Annotated in this window: 26 protein-coding genes; all 26 read right to left on the bottom strand. The window is 64.3% G+C overall.

Annotated elements, in window-relative coordinates; translation table 11 throughout:
* Positions 1-55 precede the first annotated feature (55 nt).
* A complete protein-coding gene (locus M529_RS29240) occupies positions 56-613 on the bottom strand; it encodes an SRPBCC family protein (protein ID WP_021316792.1) in 558 nt (185 codons plus the stop codon).
* Positions 614-645: 32 nt separating this feature from the next.
* Positions 646-1302: an adenylate kinase gene (locus M529_RS29235; protein ID WP_031294421.1), complete on the bottom strand. Its 657-nt coding sequence runs from the start codon at positions 1300-1302 to the stop codon at positions 646-648.
* Between the two features lie 43 nt (positions 1303-1345).
* On the bottom strand, positions 1346-2710 hold the full coding sequence (gene secY / locus M529_RS29230; protein ID WP_021316790.1) for a preprotein translocase subunit SecY: 1365 nt from the start codon (positions 2708-2710) through the stop codon (positions 1346-1348).
* 189 nt (positions 2711-2899) lie between these two features.
* Complete coding sequence (gene rplO / locus M529_RS29225; RefSeq protein ID WP_031294419.1) at positions 2900-3424, bottom strand: 50S ribosomal protein L15; 525 nt, start codon at positions 3422-3424, stop codon at positions 2900-2902.
* 155 nt (positions 3425-3579) lie between these two features.
* Positions 3580-3756 carry a 50S ribosomal protein L30 gene (gene rpmD, locus M529_RS29220; RefSeq protein ID WP_021316788.1) on the bottom strand — a complete coding sequence of 59 codons (177 nt, stop codon included), beginning with the start codon at positions 3754-3756 and terminating at the stop codon, positions 3580-3582.
* Between the two features lie 6 nt (positions 3757-3762).
* Positions 3763-4488, bottom strand: a complete 726-nt coding sequence (gene rpsE, locus M529_RS29215) for a 30S ribosomal protein S5 (RefSeq protein ID WP_021316787.1) — start codon at positions 4486-4488, stop codon at positions 3763-3765.
* Between the two features lie 2 nt (positions 4489-4490).
* Positions 4491-4844 carry a 50S ribosomal protein L18 gene (gene rplR, locus M529_RS29210; RefSeq protein WP_021316786.1) on the bottom strand — a complete coding sequence of 118 codons (354 nt, stop codon included), beginning with the start codon at positions 4842-4844 and terminating at the stop codon, positions 4491-4493.
* 1 nt (position 4845) lies between these two features.
* Complete coding sequence (rplF, locus tag M529_RS29205) at positions 4846-5379, bottom strand: 50S ribosomal protein L6 (protein WP_021316785.1); 534 nt, start codon at positions 5377-5379, stop codon at positions 4846-4848.
* Positions 5379-5774 carry a 30S ribosomal protein S8 gene (gene rpsH / locus M529_RS29200; protein ID WP_021316784.1) on the bottom strand — a complete coding sequence of 132 codons (396 nt, stop codon included), beginning with the start codon at positions 5772-5774 and terminating at the stop codon, positions 5379-5381. The genes rplF and rpsH overlap by 1 nt, the downstream gene beginning before the upstream one ends.
* Positions 5775-5786: 12 nt before the next feature.
* The gene (rpsN, locus tag M529_RS29195) at positions 5787-6092 is read right to left on the bottom strand and encodes a 30S ribosomal protein S14 (RefSeq protein WP_021316783.1); all 306 of its coding nucleotides are present in this window, start codon (positions 6090-6092) and stop codon (positions 5787-5789) included.
* Positions 6093-6157: 65 nt separating this feature from the next.
* Positions 6158-6730, bottom strand: coding sequence for a 50S ribosomal protein L5 (gene rplE, locus M529_RS29190; RefSeq protein ID WP_021316782.1), 573 nt, complete (start codon positions 6728-6730; stop codon positions 6158-6160).
* Positions 6730-7041 carry a 50S ribosomal protein L24 gene (rplX, locus tag M529_RS29185; RefSeq protein ID WP_021316781.1) on the bottom strand — a complete coding sequence of 104 codons (312 nt, stop codon included), beginning with the start codon at positions 7039-7041 and terminating at the stop codon, positions 6730-6732. The genes rplE and rplX overlap by 1 nt, the downstream gene beginning before the upstream one ends.
* Positions 7041-7409 (bottom strand): 50S ribosomal protein L14, encoded by a 369-nt coding sequence (rplN, locus tag M529_RS29180; protein ID WP_021316780.1) that lies wholly within the window; start codon positions 7407-7409, stop codon positions 7041-7043. Before rplN ends, rplX begins: the two co-directional genes overlap by 1 nt.
* A gap of 165 nt (positions 7410-7574) precedes the next feature.
* Positions 7575-7838 carry a 30S ribosomal protein S17 gene (rpsQ, locus tag M529_RS29175; RefSeq protein ID WP_021316779.1) on the bottom strand — a complete coding sequence of 88 codons (264 nt, stop codon included), beginning with the start codon at positions 7836-7838 and terminating at the stop codon, positions 7575-7577.
* A 16-nt stretch (positions 7839-7854) separates the two neighbouring features.
* A complete protein-coding gene (rpmC, locus tag M529_RS29170) occupies positions 7855-8055 on the bottom strand; it encodes a 50S ribosomal protein L29 (RefSeq protein ID WP_021316778.1) in 201 nt (66 codons plus the stop codon).
* A gap of 3 nt (positions 8056-8058) precedes the next feature.
* Entirely contained in the window at positions 8059-8490 is a 432-nt protein-coding gene (gene rplP, locus M529_RS29165; protein ID WP_021316777.1) for a 50S ribosomal protein L16, read from the bottom strand.
* A 21-nt stretch (positions 8491-8511) separates the two neighbouring features.
* On the bottom strand, positions 8512-9207 hold the full coding sequence (rpsC, locus tag M529_RS29160; RefSeq protein WP_021316776.1) for a 30S ribosomal protein S3: 696 nt from the start codon (positions 9205-9207) through the stop codon (positions 8512-8514).
* A gap of 4 nt (positions 9208-9211) precedes the next feature.
* On the bottom strand, positions 9212-9598 hold the full coding sequence (gene rplV / locus M529_RS29155) for a 50S ribosomal protein L22 (protein WP_021316775.1): 387 nt from the start codon (positions 9596-9598) through the stop codon (positions 9212-9214).
* Positions 9598-9876, bottom strand: a complete 279-nt coding sequence (gene rpsS / locus M529_RS29150; RefSeq protein WP_021316774.1) for a 30S ribosomal protein S19 — start codon at positions 9874-9876, stop codon at positions 9598-9600. The genes rplV and rpsS overlap by 1 nt, the downstream gene beginning before the upstream one ends.
* 5 nt (positions 9877-9881) lie before the next feature.
* Positions 9882-10718, bottom strand: coding sequence for a 50S ribosomal protein L2 (rplB, locus tag M529_RS29145; RefSeq protein WP_021316773.1), 837 nt, complete (start codon positions 10716-10718; stop codon positions 9882-9884).
* 10 nt (positions 10719-10728) lie between these two features.
* Positions 10729-11043, bottom strand: coding sequence for a 50S ribosomal protein L23 (locus M529_RS29140; RefSeq protein WP_021316772.1), 315 nt, complete (start codon positions 11041-11043; stop codon positions 10729-10731).
* Positions 11036-11659, bottom strand: coding sequence for a 50S ribosomal protein L4 (rplD, locus tag M529_RS29135; RefSeq protein ID WP_021316771.1), 624 nt, complete (start codon positions 11657-11659; stop codon positions 11036-11038). The genes M529_RS29140 and rplD overlap by 8 nt, the downstream gene beginning before the upstream one ends.
* Before the next feature lie 3 nt (positions 11660-11662).
* Complete coding sequence (gene rplC / locus M529_RS29130) at positions 11663-12418, bottom strand: 50S ribosomal protein L3 (RefSeq protein WP_021316770.1); 756 nt, start codon at positions 12416-12418, stop codon at positions 11663-11665.
* Positions 12419-12695: 277 nt separating this feature from the next.
* A complete protein-coding gene (rpsJ, locus tag M529_RS29125; protein WP_007686587.1) occupies positions 12696-13004 on the bottom strand; it encodes a 30S ribosomal protein S10 in 309 nt (102 codons plus the stop codon).
* A 144-nt stretch (positions 13005-13148) separates the two neighbouring features.
* Positions 13149-14339 (bottom strand): elongation factor Tu, encoded by a 1191-nt coding sequence (gene tuf, locus M529_RS29120; protein WP_021316769.1) that lies wholly within the window; start codon positions 14337-14339, stop codon positions 13149-13151.
* Positions 14340-14472: 133 nt separating this feature from the next.
* A complete protein-coding gene (gene fusA / locus M529_RS29115; protein WP_021316768.1) occupies positions 14473-16545 on the bottom strand; it encodes an elongation factor G in 2073 nt (690 codons plus the stop codon).
* Positions 16546-16605 lie beyond the last annotated feature (60 nt).

Below are 16605 nucleotides of genomic sequence, written 5' to 3'. Positions count from 1 at the left end.
TGCATAGCAATGATGCAGAAACGAATCCGTTAATTTCGTGGTTAATCGCGCCCGCTTAACCCTCTTTTCTTTGCCCGCTCTTTTCCGCTGCCTGTTTCAATCGCGACAGCTGCTCGGAAAGGACCTGATCGACCAACGGCGCGAGCTTGTCCGGCGCCATGCGCATATAGCCGCCCACCACATAGGTCAGCGTGACATGCACACCCTTGTCCGCGGGCTTTATGGCAAGATCCAGCGTGCCGACGACGCCCTCGGTCTGGAGCGGCCCCAGCGCGCCGCCGATCCGCAGTGCCTGGCCAGGCACCGCATAGATCACGCGGCCATGCTCTATACTGCCGGCCGCCTTGCCGCCCACGGCAGGCAGGGTTTCGCAGAAACAGCCACCCGCCCGGGGATCGATCCGCAGATTGGCGGCCGACCCGCTATAGGTGTGGGCGCCGCTCCACCAGCGTGCCGGATCGGCTATCAGCGCATAGACGCTGGCCGCATCCGCTGGGATGTCCACACCGCTTTCGATCACGAAGCCATTGTCGCCGTTGGCCGTGACGGCAGCCCGCGAAGGCAGCGGCACTACTGCGCCGAGCGATGCCAGGAACAGGATTGCGCGCCTCATGTTTCACCCCCTTGTCCGGGGGCGAGAATAGCTCAGGCCGCGGCGCCGTCCAAGATGGCGGCGATGGCGGTCGTCACCTCATCCATGTCGGCCATGCCGTCAACGCGGGATACGATGCCGCGCGCTTCGTAGATCGGCAGGATCGGCGCGGTCTTGGCGCGATATTCGGCCATGCGGGTGCGCACTGTCTCCTCATTGTCGTCGGGCCGGCGCTTGAATTCGTGCCCGTGGCACTTGTCGCACTCGCCCTCGACCTTGGGCAGCTTGAACTTGTCATGATAGCCCGCGCCGCAGGTCGCGCAGGTGAAACGGCCGGTGATGCGCTCGACCAGCGCGTCCTCATCCACTTCCAGCTCGATCACATGATCGAGCGTGCGGCCACGGTCCGACAGGATGGCGTCGAGCGAATGGGCCTGCGCCTCGGTCCGCGGATAGCCGTCGAAGATCACGCCGGTCTCCGGCGCCAGGCCGTCCAGCGCCTCGCCGATGATGCCCGACACGATCTCGTCCGACACCAGCTCGCCCGCTTCCATCACCGCCTTGGCCTTGAGCCCGACGGGTGTTGCCGCCTTCACCGCGGCGCGCAGCATGTCGCCCGTGGAGAGCTGGACCATGCCCCGGCTTTCCACCAGCCGCGTCGCCTGCGTGCCCTTCCCCGCCCCCGGAGGGCCAAGCAGAATGATATTCATCGCGCGCATTCTCCCCTGTTGTTTGCGCTCGGCCGGCGCTTCGTCAGCGCAGTCGCCCCTTGAGCTTGGCCTTTTTAATGAGGTCGCCATATTGATGGGCGAGAAGGTGGCTCTGGATCTGCGTCACGGTGTCGACCGTAACATTGACGACGATCAGCAGGCTAGTCCCACCAAGGTAGAAGGGAATGCCGGCCCGGGCGATCGCGAATTCCGGCACCAGGCAGATGAACGCCAGATAGGCCGCGCCGATCACCGTAATGCGCGTCAGCACATAATCGAGATAATTCTCGGTGTTCTTGCCCGGACGGATGCCGGGAATGAAGCCACCATTGCGCTTGAGGTTATCGGCCGTCTCTTCCGGATTGAACACCACGGCGGTGTAGAAGAAGCAGAAGAACACGATGCCGAGGCCATAGAGCGCCATATAGACCGGGCTGCCGTGCGACAAATACTGGTTGAGCGTCAGCACGAAGTCGCCGAGCCGGCTCTCGCCAGCCACGGTCTGGCCGGCGAATTGCGAGATCGTGAGCGGCAGCAGCAGCAGCGAGCTGGCGAAGATCGGCGGGATCACGCCGGCGGTGTTGACCTTCAGCGGCAGGTGGCTGCGGTCGGCCTGCATGATGCCCTGGCGCGTCTGGCGCTTGGGATACTGGATCAGCACGCGGCGCTGCGCCCGCTCCATGAAGCAGATGAAGGCGATCAGGCCCAGCAGGCCGACGGCGACCACCGCGATCAGCAGGCCGGAAATGGCGCCGGTGCTGCCGGACTTCAGCAGATTGGCGAGCGTCACGGGCAACTGAGCGACAATGCCCGCCATGATGATGAGCGAGGTGCCGTTACCGATGCCGCGCGAGGTGATCTGCTCACCCAGCCACATCAGGAACATGGTGCCGCCGATCAGCGAGATAACGGCGGTCAGGCGGAACAGCAGGCCGGGCTCGATGACCGCCTGCATTCCCTGCTGCGCACCGAAGCCTTCAAGTCCGACGGCGATAAAATAGCCCTGCACCGCGGTGAGGCCGACCGTGCCGTAACGGGTATATTGATTGAGCTTCTTGCGCCCGCTCTCGCCTTCCTTCTTGATCGCCGCGAGCTGGGGCGAAAGGGAGGCGGCGAGCTGCACCACGATCGACGCGGTGATATAGGGCATCACGCCGAGCGCGATCAGGCTCATGCGCGACAGCGAGCCCCCCGAGAAGGTGTTGAAGATGTCGAGAATGCCGCCATTCGTCTGGCTGTATAGCTGCGACAGGGCGGTCGGATCGACACCCGGCAGCGGCACAAAGCTGAGGAAGCGGAAGACGATCAACGCGCCCAGCGTGAACCAGAGACGCTTCTTGAGATCGGTCGCCTGGCTGAACTTCGCGAGGCTGAGATTGGATGCGAGCTGGTCGGCTCTCGATGCCATGTGGCTGCCCTTCAAACACTCTTGCCCGGAAAGCGGGTCTTCCGGGGAATTGCTCACCCCTTAGCGGGGCCCCGGGGCGCTGTCGAACCGGGATTTGCCGCCATGCGACAAACAGCGTCCCCCGATAAGCATGGCCCCGTCCGCCCATATCGGGCAGCGGGGCCATGGTTGCAAGCCTTCGAAAGCGGCTCAGGCCTTCTTGGCGGCCTTGGCGCTGCCCTTCTTCGCGGCGGCCTTCTCGGCGGCCGGGACCACGGCGATCACGTCGACCTTGCCACCGGTCTTCTCGACCGCTTCGATCGCGCCCTTCGACGCGCCTGCGACCAGGAAGTTCAGCTTGGCGGTCAATTCGCCCTTGCCCAGCAGGCGAACGCCGTCCTTGCCGCCACGGGCGAGGCTGGCGGCCTTGAGCGCCGCATGGTCGATGGTGGCGTTGGCGTCCAGCTTGCCGCTGTCGACTGCCTTCTGCACCTCGCCCAGGTTCACGATCGCGAAATCCTTGGCAAAGATGTTGTTGAAGCCGCGCTTCGGCAGGCGCATGTGGAGCGGCATCTGGCCACCCTCGAAGCCGTTGATGCTGACGCCCGAACGCGCCTTCGCGCCCTTCTGGCCGCGACCGGCGGTCTTGCCCTTGCCCGAGCCGATACCACGGCCAACGCGCATCCGGCCCTTGCGGGCACCGGCATTGTCATTGAGTTCGTTAAGCTTCGTCATGTTCGTGCACTCGCTTTCGCTTTTGTCGCGCAAGGCCCGGTCCAATGGGCAGGGCCGCAGCCCCAGCGAGAGCTGGGGCCTCGTGAGGCCGGGCGCACCCTATCAAGGGCGAGCCCGGCGGTCTGAGATCCCAGCGTGAGCTGGGATGACGGATATTACTCGACCACTTCCACCATGTGCGGCAGCTTCTTGATCGCGCCGCGGACTTCCGCGGTGTCTTCCAGCTCCACCACGCGGTGCATCTTGCCGAGGCCGAGACCGATCAGAATCTTCTTCTGGTCGGCCGGGCGGCGGATCGGCGAACCGATCTGCTTGATCTTGATCTTCGCCATGATGTCTTACTCCACAATCGCTTCGGCGTCGGCCTGGGCGACTTCCGGAGCGGCACCGCCGCGACGGAGCAGGTCGGCAACCTTCTTGCCGCGACGCTGCGCCACCGACTTGGGGCTGGTCTGCTCGCCCAGCGCCTCGAAGGTCGCCCGGATCATGTTATAGGGGTTCGACGTGCCGTTGGACTTGGTGACGACGTCCGCCACGCCCAGGCTCTCGAACACGGCGCGCATCGGGCCGCCCGCGATGATGCCCGTACCGGCCGGAGCCGAGCGCACGGTCACCTTGCCGGCGCCGAAATGGCCAAGGCCATCGTGATGCAACGTGCGGCCTTCCTTCAGCGGAATGCGGACCATCGCCTTCTTGGCTGAAGCGGTCGCCTTGCTGATCGCCTCGGGCACTTCGCGGGCCTTGCCATGGCCGAAGCCCGCACGACCCTTGCCGTCGCCGACCACGACCAGCGCAGCGAAGCCGAAGCGCTTGCCGCCCTTGACGGTCTTCGAGACGCGGTTGATGTGGACCAGCTTCTCGATCAGTTCTTCGCCCTGCTCCTCGTCGCGGTTGCCGCGACGGTCGTCGCGACGGCCACGGCCGCCACGCTCGCCACGGTTGCGATCGCCACCGCCACGGTTGCCACGACCACGGCCGGGACCACGCCCTTCGGTCTGAGCCTCGCCGCCTTCGACGGCGGCGGGAGCGCCCGGCTGGGCCTGGATTTCGTTTTCGTCAGCCATGATCAGAACTCCAGCCCGCCTTCGCGGGCGGCATCGGCCAGCGCCTTGACGCGGCCATGGAACAGGAAGCCACCACGGTCGAAAACGACCTTGGTGACGCCGGCAGCGGTCGCCGCAGCAGCGACGCGCTTGCCGACTTCGGCGGCGGCTTCGGACGTGGCACCGGTCTTGCCACGCACGTCCTTGTCCAGGGTCGAGGCGGCGGCGACGGTCTTGCCCGCCGCGTCGTCGATGACCTGGGCATAGATGTGCCGGCCCGAGCGATGGACGCTGAGACGGGGCTTGTCACCCGAACGCGCCTTGAGCGCGGTGCGAACGCGGCGACGACGCCGCTCGAAGAGGGAAAGCTTCGCCATCTTACTTCTTCTTTCCTTCCTTGCGGAAGATGAACTCGCCGGCGTACTTGATGCCCTTGCCCTTATAGGGCTCAGGCTTGCGCCAGCGGCGGATTTCGGCGGCGACCTGGCCGACCTTCTGCTTGTCGATGCCGCTGATCTCGACCGTGGTGTTATCCGGGGTCTTGATCTCGATGCCTTCCGGCACCGCATAGTCGACGTCGTGGCTGTAGCCGAGCTGCAGCTTCAGGGTCTTGCCCTGGGCATTCGCACGATAGCCGACGCCGGTGATCAGCAGCTTCTTCGAGAAGCCCTCGGTCACGCCGGTGATCAGGTTCTGGATCAGCGTGCGCTGCATGCCCCAGAACGCACGGGCGCGCTTGCCGTCATTGGCAGGCTTCACGGCGATCGTGCCGTCCTCGATGCTGTACGTCACTTCGTCGGCCAGCGGAATGGCGAGGGTGCCCTTGGGCCCCTTCACCGACAGCTGACCGTCAGCGATGGACGCGGTCACGCCCGACGGGACGGTGACCGGCTTCTTTCCGGTGCGGCTCATCAGAACACCTCCGCCAGCACTTCGCCGCCGACATTCTGCTCCCGCGCTTCCGCGTCGGACAGAACACCCTTGGGCGTCGAGACAATGGTGATGCCCAGGCCATTGCGCACCACCGGCAGTTCCTTGGAACCCGAATAGACGCGGCGACCGGGCTTCGACACGCGAGCCAGATGCTTGATCGCGGGCTGGCCCTCGAAATATTTCAGCTCGATGCGAAGGCCCGCATGCTTGCCGAGGGCTTCCTCGGAATAGCCGCGGATATAGCCTTCGCGCTGGAGCACGTCGAGCACACGAGCCCGCAGCTTGGACGCGGGGGAAACCACGCTGTCCTTCTTCGCCTGCTGGCCGTTGCGGATGCGGGTGAGCATATCACCCAAGGGATCGGTCAATGCCATCGTGTGATATCCTTACCAGCTCGACTTCGTGACGCCGGGGATCAGGCCCTTGTTGGCCAGATCGCGCAGCTGCACGCGGCAGAGACGGAATTTGCGGTAGTAAGCCCGGGGGCGGCCCGTCAGCTCGCAGCGGTTGCGCACGCGGGTCGGGTTGCCGTTGCGGGGGACTTCCGCCATCTTCAGGCGCGCGATCAGGCGGTCGGTATCGTCCGCCGTCTTGTCGTTCGCGATCGCCTTGAGCTTCGCATAGCGGCCGGCATATTTCTTCACCAGCTTCTTGCGGCGCTCGTTCTTGTTGATCGAACTCAGTTTCGCCATGACTTAAGTTCTCTTCCTTAGCTAAAGCGTTGGGAGAGAAGCGGGGCCAGATTCCCTGAAGGGTCTCAGGCCGCCTGCTTCTCTTCGAGCGGGAAGGGGAAGCCGAAGAGGCGCAGCAGTTCGCGCGCTTCATCGTCCGTCTTCGCCGTGGTGGTCACGATGATGTCCATGCCGCGCACCTTGTCGATGCGGTCATAGTTGATCTCCGGGAAGATGATCTGCTCCTTGATGCCGAAGGCATAGTTGCCACGGCCGTCGAAGCTCTTCGGGTTGAGACCACGGAAGTCGCGCACGCGGGGCAGAGCGATGTTGATCAGGCGATCCAGGAACTCGTACATGCGCTCACGGCGCAGCGTGACCTTGGTACCGATCGGCATGCCCTCGCGCAGCTTGAACTGCGCGATCGACTTCTTCGCCTTGGTGATGACGGGCTTCTGGCCCGCGATCAGTTCCATTTCCTCGGCGGCCGACGTGACCTTCTTCTTGTCCTGGGTGGCTTCGCCCACGCCCATGTTGAGCGTGATCTTCTCGATCTTGGGCACTTCCATGACGTTCTTGTAACCGAACTTCTCGGTCATCGCCTTGGCGATGCTCTCGTCATAGAGCGCCTTCGAGCGCGGGATATACTTGTCGGCCATTACAGCACCTCACCGGACTTGACGGCGACACGGACCTTCTTGCCGTCGCGGTCCTCGAAACGGACGCGGGTCGGCTTGCCGTCCTTGTCGGCGACAGCGACGTTCGAAATGTGCAGCGGCGCCGGCTTGCGGTCGATGCCACCCTGCGGGTTCGACTGGTCGGGCTTGCGGTGACGCGCGTGGACGTTGATGCCCTCGACGAGCACCTTGTCCTCCTTCGGCATCACCTGAAGGACGGCGCCGGTACGGCCCTTGTCCTTGCCGGCCAGGACGACGACCTTGTCGCCCTTCTTGATCTTGGCAGCGCTCATTACAGCACCTCGGGAGCAAGGCTGATGATCTTCATGTGCTGCTTCGCACGCAGCTCACGGACGACCGGGCCAAAGATACGGGTGCCGATCGGCTCCTGGTTCTTGTTGATCAGCACGGCGGCGTTGCCGTCGAAGCGGATCACCGAACCGTCGGCGCGACGGATGTCCTTGGCGGTGCGCACGATAACGGCGCGATGCACGTCACCCTTCTTCACCTTGCCGCGCGGCTGCGCTTCCTTGATCGAGACGACGATGATGTCGCCCACGCCAGCGAAGCGGCGCTTCGATCCGCCCAGCACCTTGATGCACTGGACGCGCTTGGCGCCGCTGTTGTCGGCGACGTCAAGATTGGTTTGCATCTGGATCATGGATCCGGTTCCTTCTCATTTGGCCTACCGGGACGATCCCGGCGGTTCCGAATTTCGTGGTCGACCCGGAAAGATTCGAAACACGAAGCGCGGGCCTGTAGCCCCTTCTTCACGAAAAGGCCAGCCCCGCGTTCGAATTTCGACCCCGGGGGTCGGTGACTGGCTTCAGGCCGCCTGTTCGGGCGACTTGTGCGTGTCCACCCGCTCAATGACCTTCCAGGTCTTGAGCTTGGAAATCGGGGCGGTCTCCTCGATGCGGACCGTCTCGCCTTCCTTGTAGGCGTTGCCCTCGTCATGGGCATGATATTTCTTCGAACGGCGGATGATCTTGCCGTAGAGCGGGTGCTTCACCTTGCGCTCCACGCGAACGACCACCGTCTTGTCGGTCTTGTCGGAAACCACCGTTCCCGTCAGCACGCGCTTGGGCATCGTGTGTTTCCTTCTCTTACTTCGCCGCGCGGGCGCGTTCGCCCTGCAGCGTCTTGATCTGCGCGATCGACCGGCGGACTTCCCTCACCCGGCTGGGCTTTTCCAGCTGGTTGGTGGCGGCCTGGAAGCGCAGGTTGAACTGCTCACGCTTCAGGTTGTTGAGCTCGGTCGACAGCTCGTCGTCGGTCTTGGTCTTGAGGTCGGCTACATTCGCCACGGCTTAACCCTCCAGGTGGGAGGTGTCGCCGAGGCGAGCGACAACCTTGGTCTTGACGGGCAGCTTCATCGCGGCGCGCGAGAATGCCTCTGCTGCGAGCGGGCCGGGTACGCCGTCCAGCTCGAACAGGATGCGGCCAGGAGCGACGCGGGCCGCCCAATATTCGACCGAACCCTTGCCCTTGCCCTGACGGACTTCCGCCGGCTTCTTCGACACCGGAACGTCGGGGAATACGCGGATCCACAGACGGCCCTGACGGCGCAGGTGGCGCTGGATCGCGCGGCGGGCCGCCTCGATCTGGCGCGCGGTGATCCGCTCGGGCTCCAGAGCCTTGAGACCATAGGCGCCGAAGTTCAGCGCGGTGCCGCCCTTCGCATCGCCCTTGATCCGGCCCTTGAAGGCCTTGCGGAACTTCATCTTCTTCGGTTGCAGCATGACGCTATACCTACCTTATTCTCAGCGCGCCGGGCGCACGCCGGAGGTCTGAGCCTCCAGCATCAGCCGGTCGGTGGCCATCGGATCGTGGCCCAGGATCTCACCCTTGAAGATCCAGACCTTGATGCCGCAGACGCCATAGGCGGTGTGGGCCTCGGCCTCCGCATAATCGACGTTCGCGCGCAGCGTGTGCAGCGGAACGCGGCCTTCGCGATACCATTCGACACGCGCGATCTCTGCGCCGCCCAGACGGCCGCCGCAGGTGATCTTGATGCCCTCGGCACCCAGGCGCAGGGCCGACTGAACCGCGCGCTTCATCGCCCGGCGGAAAGCCACGCGGCGCTCCAGCTGGTCGGCGATGCCCTGCGCGACGAGCTTCGAATCGATTTCCGGCTTGCGGATCTCGACGATGTTCAGCGACACGTCGGACGAGGTGAACTGCCCAAGCTTCTTGCGCAGCTTCTCGATGTCCGCGCCCTTCTTGCCGATGATGACACCCGGACGGGCGGCATAGATCGACACGCGGCACAACTTGGCCGGACGCTCGATCACGACCTTGGAGATCGCGGCCTGCGGCAGGTTCTTCATGATGTACTGGCGGATCTTCAGATCCTCCAGCAGCAGCCGGCCATAGTCCTGGCCTTCCGCGAACCAGCGGCTGTCCCAGGTGCGGTTGATCTGCAGGCGCAGACCGATCGGATTGCTCTTGTGACCCATAGTCTTACGCCTCCGCCTCTTCGCCAGCCTCACGCACGACAATGCGCACGCGGCTGAAGGGCTTCAGGATCCGGGTCGACTTGCCGCGGCCACGGGCGTGGAAGCGCTTCATGGTGAAGCTCTTGCCCACCGATGCTTCCGCGACGACCAGAGCGTCGACGTCCAGATTGTGGTTGTTTTCCGCATTGGCGATGGCCGAAGCCAGCACCTTGCGCACGTCGACCGCCATCGCCTTCTTCGAGAAGGCGAGAATGTTCAGCGCGTCCTCGACCTTGCGGCCGCGGATCAGCGTCGCCACCAGGTTCAGCTTCTGGGCCGAACCGCGGATCTGCGTGCCGACGGCCAGAGCCTCATTGTCGGCGACGCGACGGGGAGCCTTGGGCTTCGACATCAGCGCTTACCCTTCTTGTCGGCGGCGTGGCCGGGGAAGTAGCGGGTCGGGGCGAACTCGCCGAGCTTGTGACCCACCATATCCTCGTTCACGGAGACCGGAACATGCTTGCGGCCATTATAGACGTTGAACGTCAGGCCGACGAACTGCGGCAGGATGGTGGAGCGGCGCGACCAGGTCTTGATCGGGCCGCTGCGGCCATTGGCATCCTGCGCGGCTTCCGCCTTCTTCAGAAGGCTGAGGTCCACGAACGGACCTTTCCAGACGGAACGAGCCATCTCGCTTACCTCTTCTTCTTCGCGTGGCGGCTACGGATGATGAACTTGTCCGTCGCCTTGTTGTGGCGGGTGCGCGCACCCTTGGTCGGCTTGCCCCACGGCGTGACCGGATGCCGGCCGCCCGAGGTCCGGCCTTCACCACCGCCATGCGGGTGATCGACCGGGTTCTTCGCCACGCCGCGCGTCAGCGGGCGCTTGCCCAGCCAGCGGTTACGGCCGGCCTTGGCGAGGTTGGTGTTGGCGTTGTCGGGGTTCGACACGGCGCCGATGGTGCCCATGCAGTCCGAACGGATGTAGCGCTGCTCACCCGAAGACAGGCGGACCATCACCATGCCGCGATCGCGACCGACGAGCTGGGCATAGGTGCCAGCCGAACGGCAGAGCTGACCACCCTTGCCCGGCTTCATCTCGATGTTGTGGATGATGGTGCCGACCGGCATCTGGCCCAGCTCCATCGCATTGCCCGGCTTCACGTCGGTCTTCCGGCCCGAAACGACCTTGTCGCCGGGGGCCAGGCGCTGCGGCGCCAGGATATAGGCCTGGGTGCCATCGGCATAGTTGACCAGCGCGATGAAGGCGGTGCGGTTGGGGTCATATTCCAGACGCTCGACCGTGCCTTCGACGTCCCACAGGCGACGCTTGAAGTCGATGATGCGATAGCGCTGCTTGTGGCCGCCGGCGATGCCGCGCGAGGTCACATGGCCCTTGTTGTTGCGACCACCGGTCTTGCGCTTGCCCTCGGTCAGCGCCTTGACAGGCTTGCCTTTGTGCAGGCTCGACTTGTCGACGAGGATCAGGCCGCGCTGGGCCGGGCTCGTCGGGTTATAGTGCTTGAGTGCCATTTATCCTGCCTCAAATACCGGTGGTGACGTCGATCGACTGACCATCGGCCAGGCGGACGATCGCCTTCTTGACGTCCGAGCGGGTGTAGGGCTTGCCCTTCCACTTCTTCGTCTTGCCCTTGGTGACCAGCGTGTTGACGCTCACCACGTTCACGTTGAACAGGGCCTCGACAGCGGCCTTGATCTCCGGCTTCGACGCTTCGTTCGCGACCTTGAAGACCACGGCGTTGTTCTCGGAGAGAAGGGTCGACTTCTCGGTGATGACCGGCGCGACAACGACGTCGTAATGACGGTTGTCCACGGTCGCGGCTTGCTTCTTAGCCATGGAAACGGGCCTCCAGCTTCTCGACCGCGGCGCGGGTGAGCACCAGCGAGTCGGCCTTCAGAATGTCGTACACATTGGCACCGACGGCGGGCAGCAGGTTGACACCCACGATGTTGGCCGAAGCCTTTGCGAAACTGACGTTCACCGCGTCGCCGTCGATGAACAGCGCCTTGCTGAGGTTCAGCTTGGCGAGGTTCGCGACCAGGTTCTTGGTCTTGCCATCCGCCACGTCGAAGCTGTCGAGCACGATCAGCGAGCCGTCCTTGGCCTTCGACGAAAGCGCCATCTTCAGGCCCAGCGCACGCACCTTCTTGTTGAGGTCGTGGCCGAAGTCGCGGGCGCGGGCGCCGTGCGCCTTACCACCGCCGATGAACACGGGCGCCTTGCGGTCGCCGTGACGGGCGGTGCCGCCGCCCTTCTGGCGACCGAACTTCTTGCCGGTACGGGCGACGTCGGAACGCTCGCGGGTCGCCCGCGCGGGTGCGCGGCGCTTCTCGAGCTGCCAGGTGACGACGCGGTGCAGGATGTCGGCGCGGGGCTCGACGCCGAACACGGCGTCGTTCAGCTCCAGCTCGCCGGCGCTCTGCGCGTCGAGGGTCTGTACGTTGACCTTCACTTCTTAGCCCTCCTGGCCTTCGGTCGCTTCGGGAGCGGCAGCCTCTTCGGCCGGCGTCTCTGCCGCAGCGGTGTTGCTGTTGGCGGCCTGCTTCAGGCTCGCCGGATAGGGCGCGTCAGCGGGACGCTTGACCTTGACGGCGTCGCAGACGGTCAGCCAGGTGCCCTTGGCGCCCGGGACGCTGCCCTTGACGAACAGCAGGCCGCGCTCGACGTCCGTGCGGACGATCTCGAGATTCTGCTGGGTCCGCTCGCGGTCACCCATGTGGCCAGCCATCTTCTTGTTCTTGAAGACGCGACCCGGATCCTGGCGGTTACCAGTCGAACCGTGGGCGCGGTGGCTGATCGACACGCCGTGGGTGGCGCGCATACCGCCGAAACCCCAGCGCTTCATGGCGCCGGCGAAACCCTTACCCTGGGTATGGCCCGCCACGTCGACCAGCTGGCCGGCGATGAAATGGTCGGCCGCGATCTCGGCGCCGACATCGAGAAGCGCATCCTCGGCGACGCGGAATTCGACCAGGCGCGCCTTCGGCTCCACTTCCGCCTTGGCGAAGTGGCCGCGCTGCGGCTTGGCGACATTCTTGACCTTCGCAACACCCGCGCCGAGCTGGACAGCGACATAGCCATCCGACGAGACGTCCTTGCGGGCGACGACCTGATTGCCCTCGAGGGCGAGAACCGTAACGGGAATATGACGTCCGTCCTCCTGGAACAGACGGGTCATCCCGACTTTCTTAGCGATCACGCCTGTGCGCATCACCGATTACTCCCATAGAGGCCCACCGTAGCAGCGGGCGTATCCAACGAAAAAACCGCGCAGGATTTCTCCTTCGCGGCCCAACCCGAATATAGCGATCACCCCGTCAGGGTTGGATGCCGACCCCTCTCGGGGAAGGCGACGGGGGACCAGGACCACGACCCGAACCGGTTCACCGGAGCGGCCGTGCGGTATCCCTTGTGTCGTTTGAGCCTCCACCATAGGCGGAATGCCCGATACCCCACCCTCCTTGCGGTTGGCAGGAACTTGCCGGCGATCAGGCCAGCTTGATTTCCACGTTCACGCCGGCAGCCAGATCCAGCTTCATCAGCGCGTCGACCGTCTGCGGCGTGGGCTGCACAATGTCAAGCATACGCTTGTAGGTGCGGACCTCGAACTGCTCGCGCGACTTCTTGTCGATGTGCGGGCCACGGTTGACCGTGAACTTCTCAATGCGCGTCGGAAGGGGAATGGGACCGCGGATGAGAGCGCCCGTGCGGCGGGCGGTGTCGGCGATGTCGCCGGTCGCCTGGTCGAGCACGCGATGATCGAACGCCTTGAGGCGAATGCGGATGTTGCTGTCCATATTCCTGTACCGATGCGAAAGAGCCAAAAACAAAACCGCCCCGCTACTGCCCTTCTAGCTCATTCGAGCCGGAGAAAGACGATCCGAGGCGGCAAAAATTCCGAGCGGCGCGAATCAGGCGATTCGCGCCGCTGCGGTCCTATATTACTTCGAGATCGTGCCGACAACCCCTGCACCGACGGTGCGGCCGCCTTCGCGGATGGCGAAGCGGAGACCCGCGTCCATCGCGATCGGAGCGATCAGCTTGACGCCGAGCTTCACGTTGTCGCCGGGCATGACCATCTCGGTACCCTCGGGGAGGATCACTTCGCCGGTCACGTCGGTCGTGCGGAAGTAGAACTGCGGACGATAGTTCGCGAAGAACGGGGTATGACGGCCGCCCTCTTCCTTCGACAGCACGTACACCTCGGCATCGAACTCGGTGTGCGGGGTGATCGTGCCGGGCTTGGCCAGAACCTGGCCGCGCTCAACGTCCTCACGGCCGACGCCACGGAGCAGCGCACCGATGTTGTCGCCCGCCTCGCCCTGGTCGAGCAGCTTGCGGAACATCTCGACGCCGGTGACGGTGGTCTTGCGGGTGTCCTTCAGACCGACGATCTCGACTTCCTCGCCAACCTTGACGATGCCGGTCTCGACGCGGCCGGTCACGACGGTGCCGCGGCCCGAGATCGAGAACACGTCTTCGATCGGCATCAGGAACGGACGGTCGACCGGACGATCGGGCTGCGGGATGAAGGAGTCGACGGCAGCCATCAGCTGCAGAACGGCATTCTTGCCGATCTCGTCGTTCGAACCGTCCAGCGCCTTCACGGCCGAACCGGGGATGATCGGAATGTTGTCGCCGTCGAAGTCGTAGGACGACAGCAGCTCGCGGATCTCGAGCTCGACGAGCTCCAGGATCTCCGGATCGTCGACCAGGTCGACCTTGTTCATGAACACGACGAGCTGCGGCACGCCGACCTGGCGGGCGAGCAGGATGTGCTCACGGGTCTGCGGCATCGGGCCGTCGGTGGCCGACACGACCAGGATCGCGCCGTCCATCTGCGCCGCGCCGGTGATCATGTTCTTCACATAGTCGGCGTGGCCGGGGCAGTCGACGTGCGCATAGTGGCGCGCTTCGGTCTCATACTCGACGTGGGCGGTCGAGATGGTGATGCCGCGCTCGCGCTCCTCGGGAGCCTTGTCGATATTGGCATAGTCGACGAAGGTCGCGCCGCCGGTTTCGGCGAGAACCTTGGTGATGGCGGCGGTCAGCGAGGTCTTGCCATGGTCGACGTGACCGATCGTGCCGATGTTGCAGTGCGGCTTGTTCCGCTCAAACTTAGCCTTAGCCATTTTATCCTACCTTCTAATCAAATCCGTGTGGTTTGACCGCTCGGCCGCGCCTTGCGAAGGCGCGTCCATAGCAGCAAATTTGCAGAATGCCAGCCCTAACCGACCCGGTTTCCCGGGCCGATCAGCGGATTCTTCAGGCCATCTTCGCCTTGACCTCGTCCGCCACATTCTGCGGCACTTCGTCATAGTGCGAGAAGATCATCGAATAGTTCGCACGCCCCTGGGTGAACGAACGCAGCGAATTCACATAGCCGAACATGTTGGCCAGCGGGACCATGGCCTCGACCACCTGCGCGTTGCCGCGGGTGTCGGTGCCCTGGATCTGGCCGCGACGGCTGTTCATGTCGCCGATGACGTCGCCCAGATATTCCTCCGGGGTGACGACCTCGACCTTCATGATCGGCTCCAGCAGCGTGATGCCGGCCTTCTGGGCCGCTTCGCGCATGGCGGCGCGACCCGTGATTTCGAATGCCAGCGCCGACGAGTCGACGTCGTGATAGGCGCCGTCATAGAGCAGGATCTCGAAGTCGATGATCGGGAAGCCGATCAGCGAACCCGTGGCCGCCGTCTCACGCATGCCCTTCTCGATCGCGGGGATATATTCCTTGGGAATATTGCCGCCCTTGATCTCGTCCTTGAAGATGATGCCCGCACCGCGCTCGCCCGGCGTCAGCTTCACCTTGATGCGGCCGAACTGGCCGGTGCCGCCCGACTGCTTCTTGTGGGTGTAGTCGATGTCGACGGGCTTCTTCAGATATTCGCGATAGGCCACCTGCGGCGCGCCGACATTCGCCTCGACCTTGAACTCGCGCTTCATGCGGTCGACCAGGATCTCGAGGTGAAGTTCGCCCATGCCCTTGATGATGGTCTGACCCGATTCGTGGTCGGTCGAGACGCGGAACGAGGGATCCTCGGCTGCCAGGCGGTTGAGGGCGACGCCCATCTTCTCCTGGTCCGCCTTGGTCTTGGGCTCGACCGACAGTTCGATGACCGGCTCGGGGAACTCCATGCGCTCCAGGATGATCGGCTGGCGCTCGGCGCACAGCGTGTCGCCCGTCGTGGTTTCCTTCATGCCGGCCAGCGCGACGATGTCGCCGGCATAGGCCGTGTCGATGTCCTCGCGGCTGTTCGCATGCATCAGCAGCATGCGGCCGACCTTTTCCTTCTTGTCCTTGACCGAGTTCAGATAGGTGCCCTTGGTCAGCGTGCCCGAGTAGACGCGCAGGAAGGTGAGCGAGCCGACGAACGGATCGTTCATGATCTTGAACGCGAGGCCGGCGAACGGCGCATCGTCGGCCGTGGCGCGGCTGTCGGGCTCCTCGGTGTCGGGGTTGATGCCCTGCACGTCGGGGATGTCCAGCGGCGAAGGCAGATAGTCGACGACGGCGTCGAGCAGGGGCTGCACACCCTTGTTCTTGAACGCCGAGCCGCACAGCACCGGCACGAACGCCTGCTCCAGCGTACCCTTGCGGATCAGCTTCTTGAGCGTCGCGGTGTCGGGCAGGTTGCCCTCCAGATAGGCCTCCATCGCCTCGTCATCCTGCTCGACGGCGAGTTCGATCAGCTTCTCGCGATATTCGGCGGCCTTGTCGGCGAGGTCGGCCGGGATCTCCTCATAGAAGAACTCGGCTCCCAGGCCCTCGTCCTTCCAGATGATCGCGCGGTTCTCGACCAGGTCGACCAGGCCCTTGAAGTCGCCCTCCGCGCCGATGGGCAGGTAGAGGACGGCCGGGGTCGCGCCCAGACGGTCGATGATCGTCTGCACGCAATAATAGAAGTCAGCGCCGGTGCGGTCGAGCTTGTTGATGAAGCACATCCGCGGCACCTTGTACTTGTCCGCCTGGCGCCACACGGTCTCCGACTGCGGCTCCACGCCGGCGACGCCGTCGAACGCGGCGACCGCGCCGTCGAGCACGCGCAGCGAGCGCTCCACCTCAATGGTGAAGTCGACGTGGCCGGGGGTGTCGATGATGTTCAGCCGGTGGTCGTTCCAGAAGCAGGTCGTCGCCGCCGACGTGATCGTGATCCCGCGCTCCTGCTCCTGCTCCATCCAGTCCATCGTCGCCGCGCCCTCATGGACCTCGCCGATCTTGTAGGACTTGCCGGTGTAATAGAGGATACGCTCGGTCGTCGTGGTCTTGCCGGCGTCGATATGCGCCATGATGCCGAAATTGCGGTAGCGTTCGAGCGGATGGCTGCGGGCCATGGTAGTTCTCCGTTGCCGGTGCGCCGGCGGTTGGGGATTCGGGTCTTGCGTGCGGCCCCT

The sequence above is a fragment of the Sphingobium ummariense RL-3 genome (genome assembly GCF_000447205.1).
GTDB lineage: Bacteria > Pseudomonadota > Alphaproteobacteria > Sphingomonadales > Sphingomonadaceae > Sphingobium > Sphingobium ummariense.
This window is presented reverse-complemented; position numbering and strand designations above follow the sequence as displayed.

Bases quoted from the DNA above. Each gene is read 5' to 3' on its own strand.
- rplP (WP_021316777.1), bottom strand. From the start codon at position 8,490: ATGCTGCAACCGAAGAAGATGAAGTTCCGCAAGGCCTTCAAGGGCCGG.
- rplN (WP_021316780.1), bottom strand. From the start codon at position 7,409: ATGATCCAGATGCAAACCAATCTTGACGTCGCCGACAACAGCGGCGCC.
- rplV (WP_021316775.1), bottom strand. From the start codon at position 9,598: ATGTCGAAGCCCAAGGCTCCCCGTCGCGTCGCCGACAATGAGGCTCTG.
- rpmD (WP_021316788.1), bottom strand. From the start codon at position 3,756: ATGGCGAAGATCAAGATCAAGCAGATCGGTTCGCCGATCCGCCGCCCG.
- fusA (WP_021316768.1), bottom strand. From the start codon at position 16,545: ATGGCCCGCAGCCATCCGCTCGAACGCTACCGCAATTTCGGCATCATG.
- secY (WP_021316790.1), bottom strand. From the start codon at position 2,710: ATGGCATCGAGAGCCGACCAGCTCGCATCCAATCTCAGCCTCGCGAAG.
- rpsE (WP_021316787.1), bottom strand. From the start codon at position 4,488: ATGGCTGACGAAAACGAAATCCAGGCCCAGCCGGGCGCTCCCGCCGCC.
- rplE (WP_021316782.1), bottom strand. From the start codon at position 6,730: ATGGCCGACAAGTATATCCCGCGCTCGAAGGCGCTCTATGACGAGAGC.
- rpsC (WP_021316776.1), bottom strand. From the start codon at position 9,207: ATGGGTCACAAGAGCAATCCGATCGGTCTGCGCCTGCAGATCAACCGC.
- rpsS (WP_021316774.1), bottom strand. From the start codon at position 9,876: ATGGCTCGTTCCGTCTGGAAAGGTCCGTTCGTGGACCTCAGCCTTCTG.
- M529_RS29235 (WP_031294421.1), bottom strand. From the start codon at position 1,302: ATGAATATCATTCTGCTTGGCCCTCCGGGGGCGGGGAAGGGCACGCAG.
- rpsJ (WP_007686587.1), bottom strand. From the start codon at position 13,004: ATGGACAGCAACATCCGCATTCGCCTCAAGGCGTTCGATCATCGCGTG.
- M529_RS29240 (WP_021316792.1), bottom strand. From the start codon at position 613: ATGAGGCGCGCAATCCTGTTCCTGGCATCGCTCGGCGCAGTAGTGCCG.
- rpsH (WP_021316784.1), bottom strand. From the start codon at position 5,774: ATGGCATTGACCGATCCCTTGGGTGATATGCTCACCCGCATCCGCAAC.
- rpsQ (WP_021316779.1), bottom strand. From the start codon at position 7,838: ATGCCCAAGCGCGTGCTGACGGGAACGGTGGTTTCCGACAAGACCGAC.
- rplB (WP_021316773.1), bottom strand. From the start codon at position 10,718: ATGGCACTCAAGCACTATAACCCGACGAGCCCGGCCCAGCGCGGCCTG.
- rplF (WP_021316785.1), bottom strand. From the start codon at position 5,379: ATGAGCCGCACCGGAAAGAAGCCGGTCACCGTCCCGTCGGGCGTGACC.
- rplX (WP_021316781.1), bottom strand. From the start codon at position 7,041: ATGAGCGCTGCCAAGATCAAGAAGGGCGACAAGGTCGTCGTCCTGGCC.
- rpsN (WP_021316783.1), bottom strand. From the start codon at position 6,092: ATGGCGAAACTGAGTTCGATCAACAAGAACGAGCGCCGCAAGAAGCTG.
- rplR (WP_021316786.1), bottom strand. From the start codon at position 4,844: ATGGCGAAGCTTTCCCTCTTCGAGCGGCGTCGTCGCCGCGTTCGCACC.
- rplO (WP_031294419.1), bottom strand. From the start codon at position 3,424: ATGACGAAGCTTAACGAACTCAATGACAATGCCGGTGCCCGCAAGGGC.
- tuf (WP_021316769.1), bottom strand. From the start codon at position 14,339: ATGGCTAAGGCTAAGTTTGAGCGGAACAAGCCGCACTGCAACATCGGC.
- rplC (WP_021316770.1), bottom strand. From the start codon at position 12,418: ATGCGCACAGGCGTGATCGCTAAGAAAGTCGGGATGACCCGTCTGTTC.
- M529_RS29140 (WP_021316772.1), bottom strand. From the start codon at position 11,043: ATGGCTAAGAAGCAAGCCGCGACCGTGGACAACCGTCATTACGACGTC.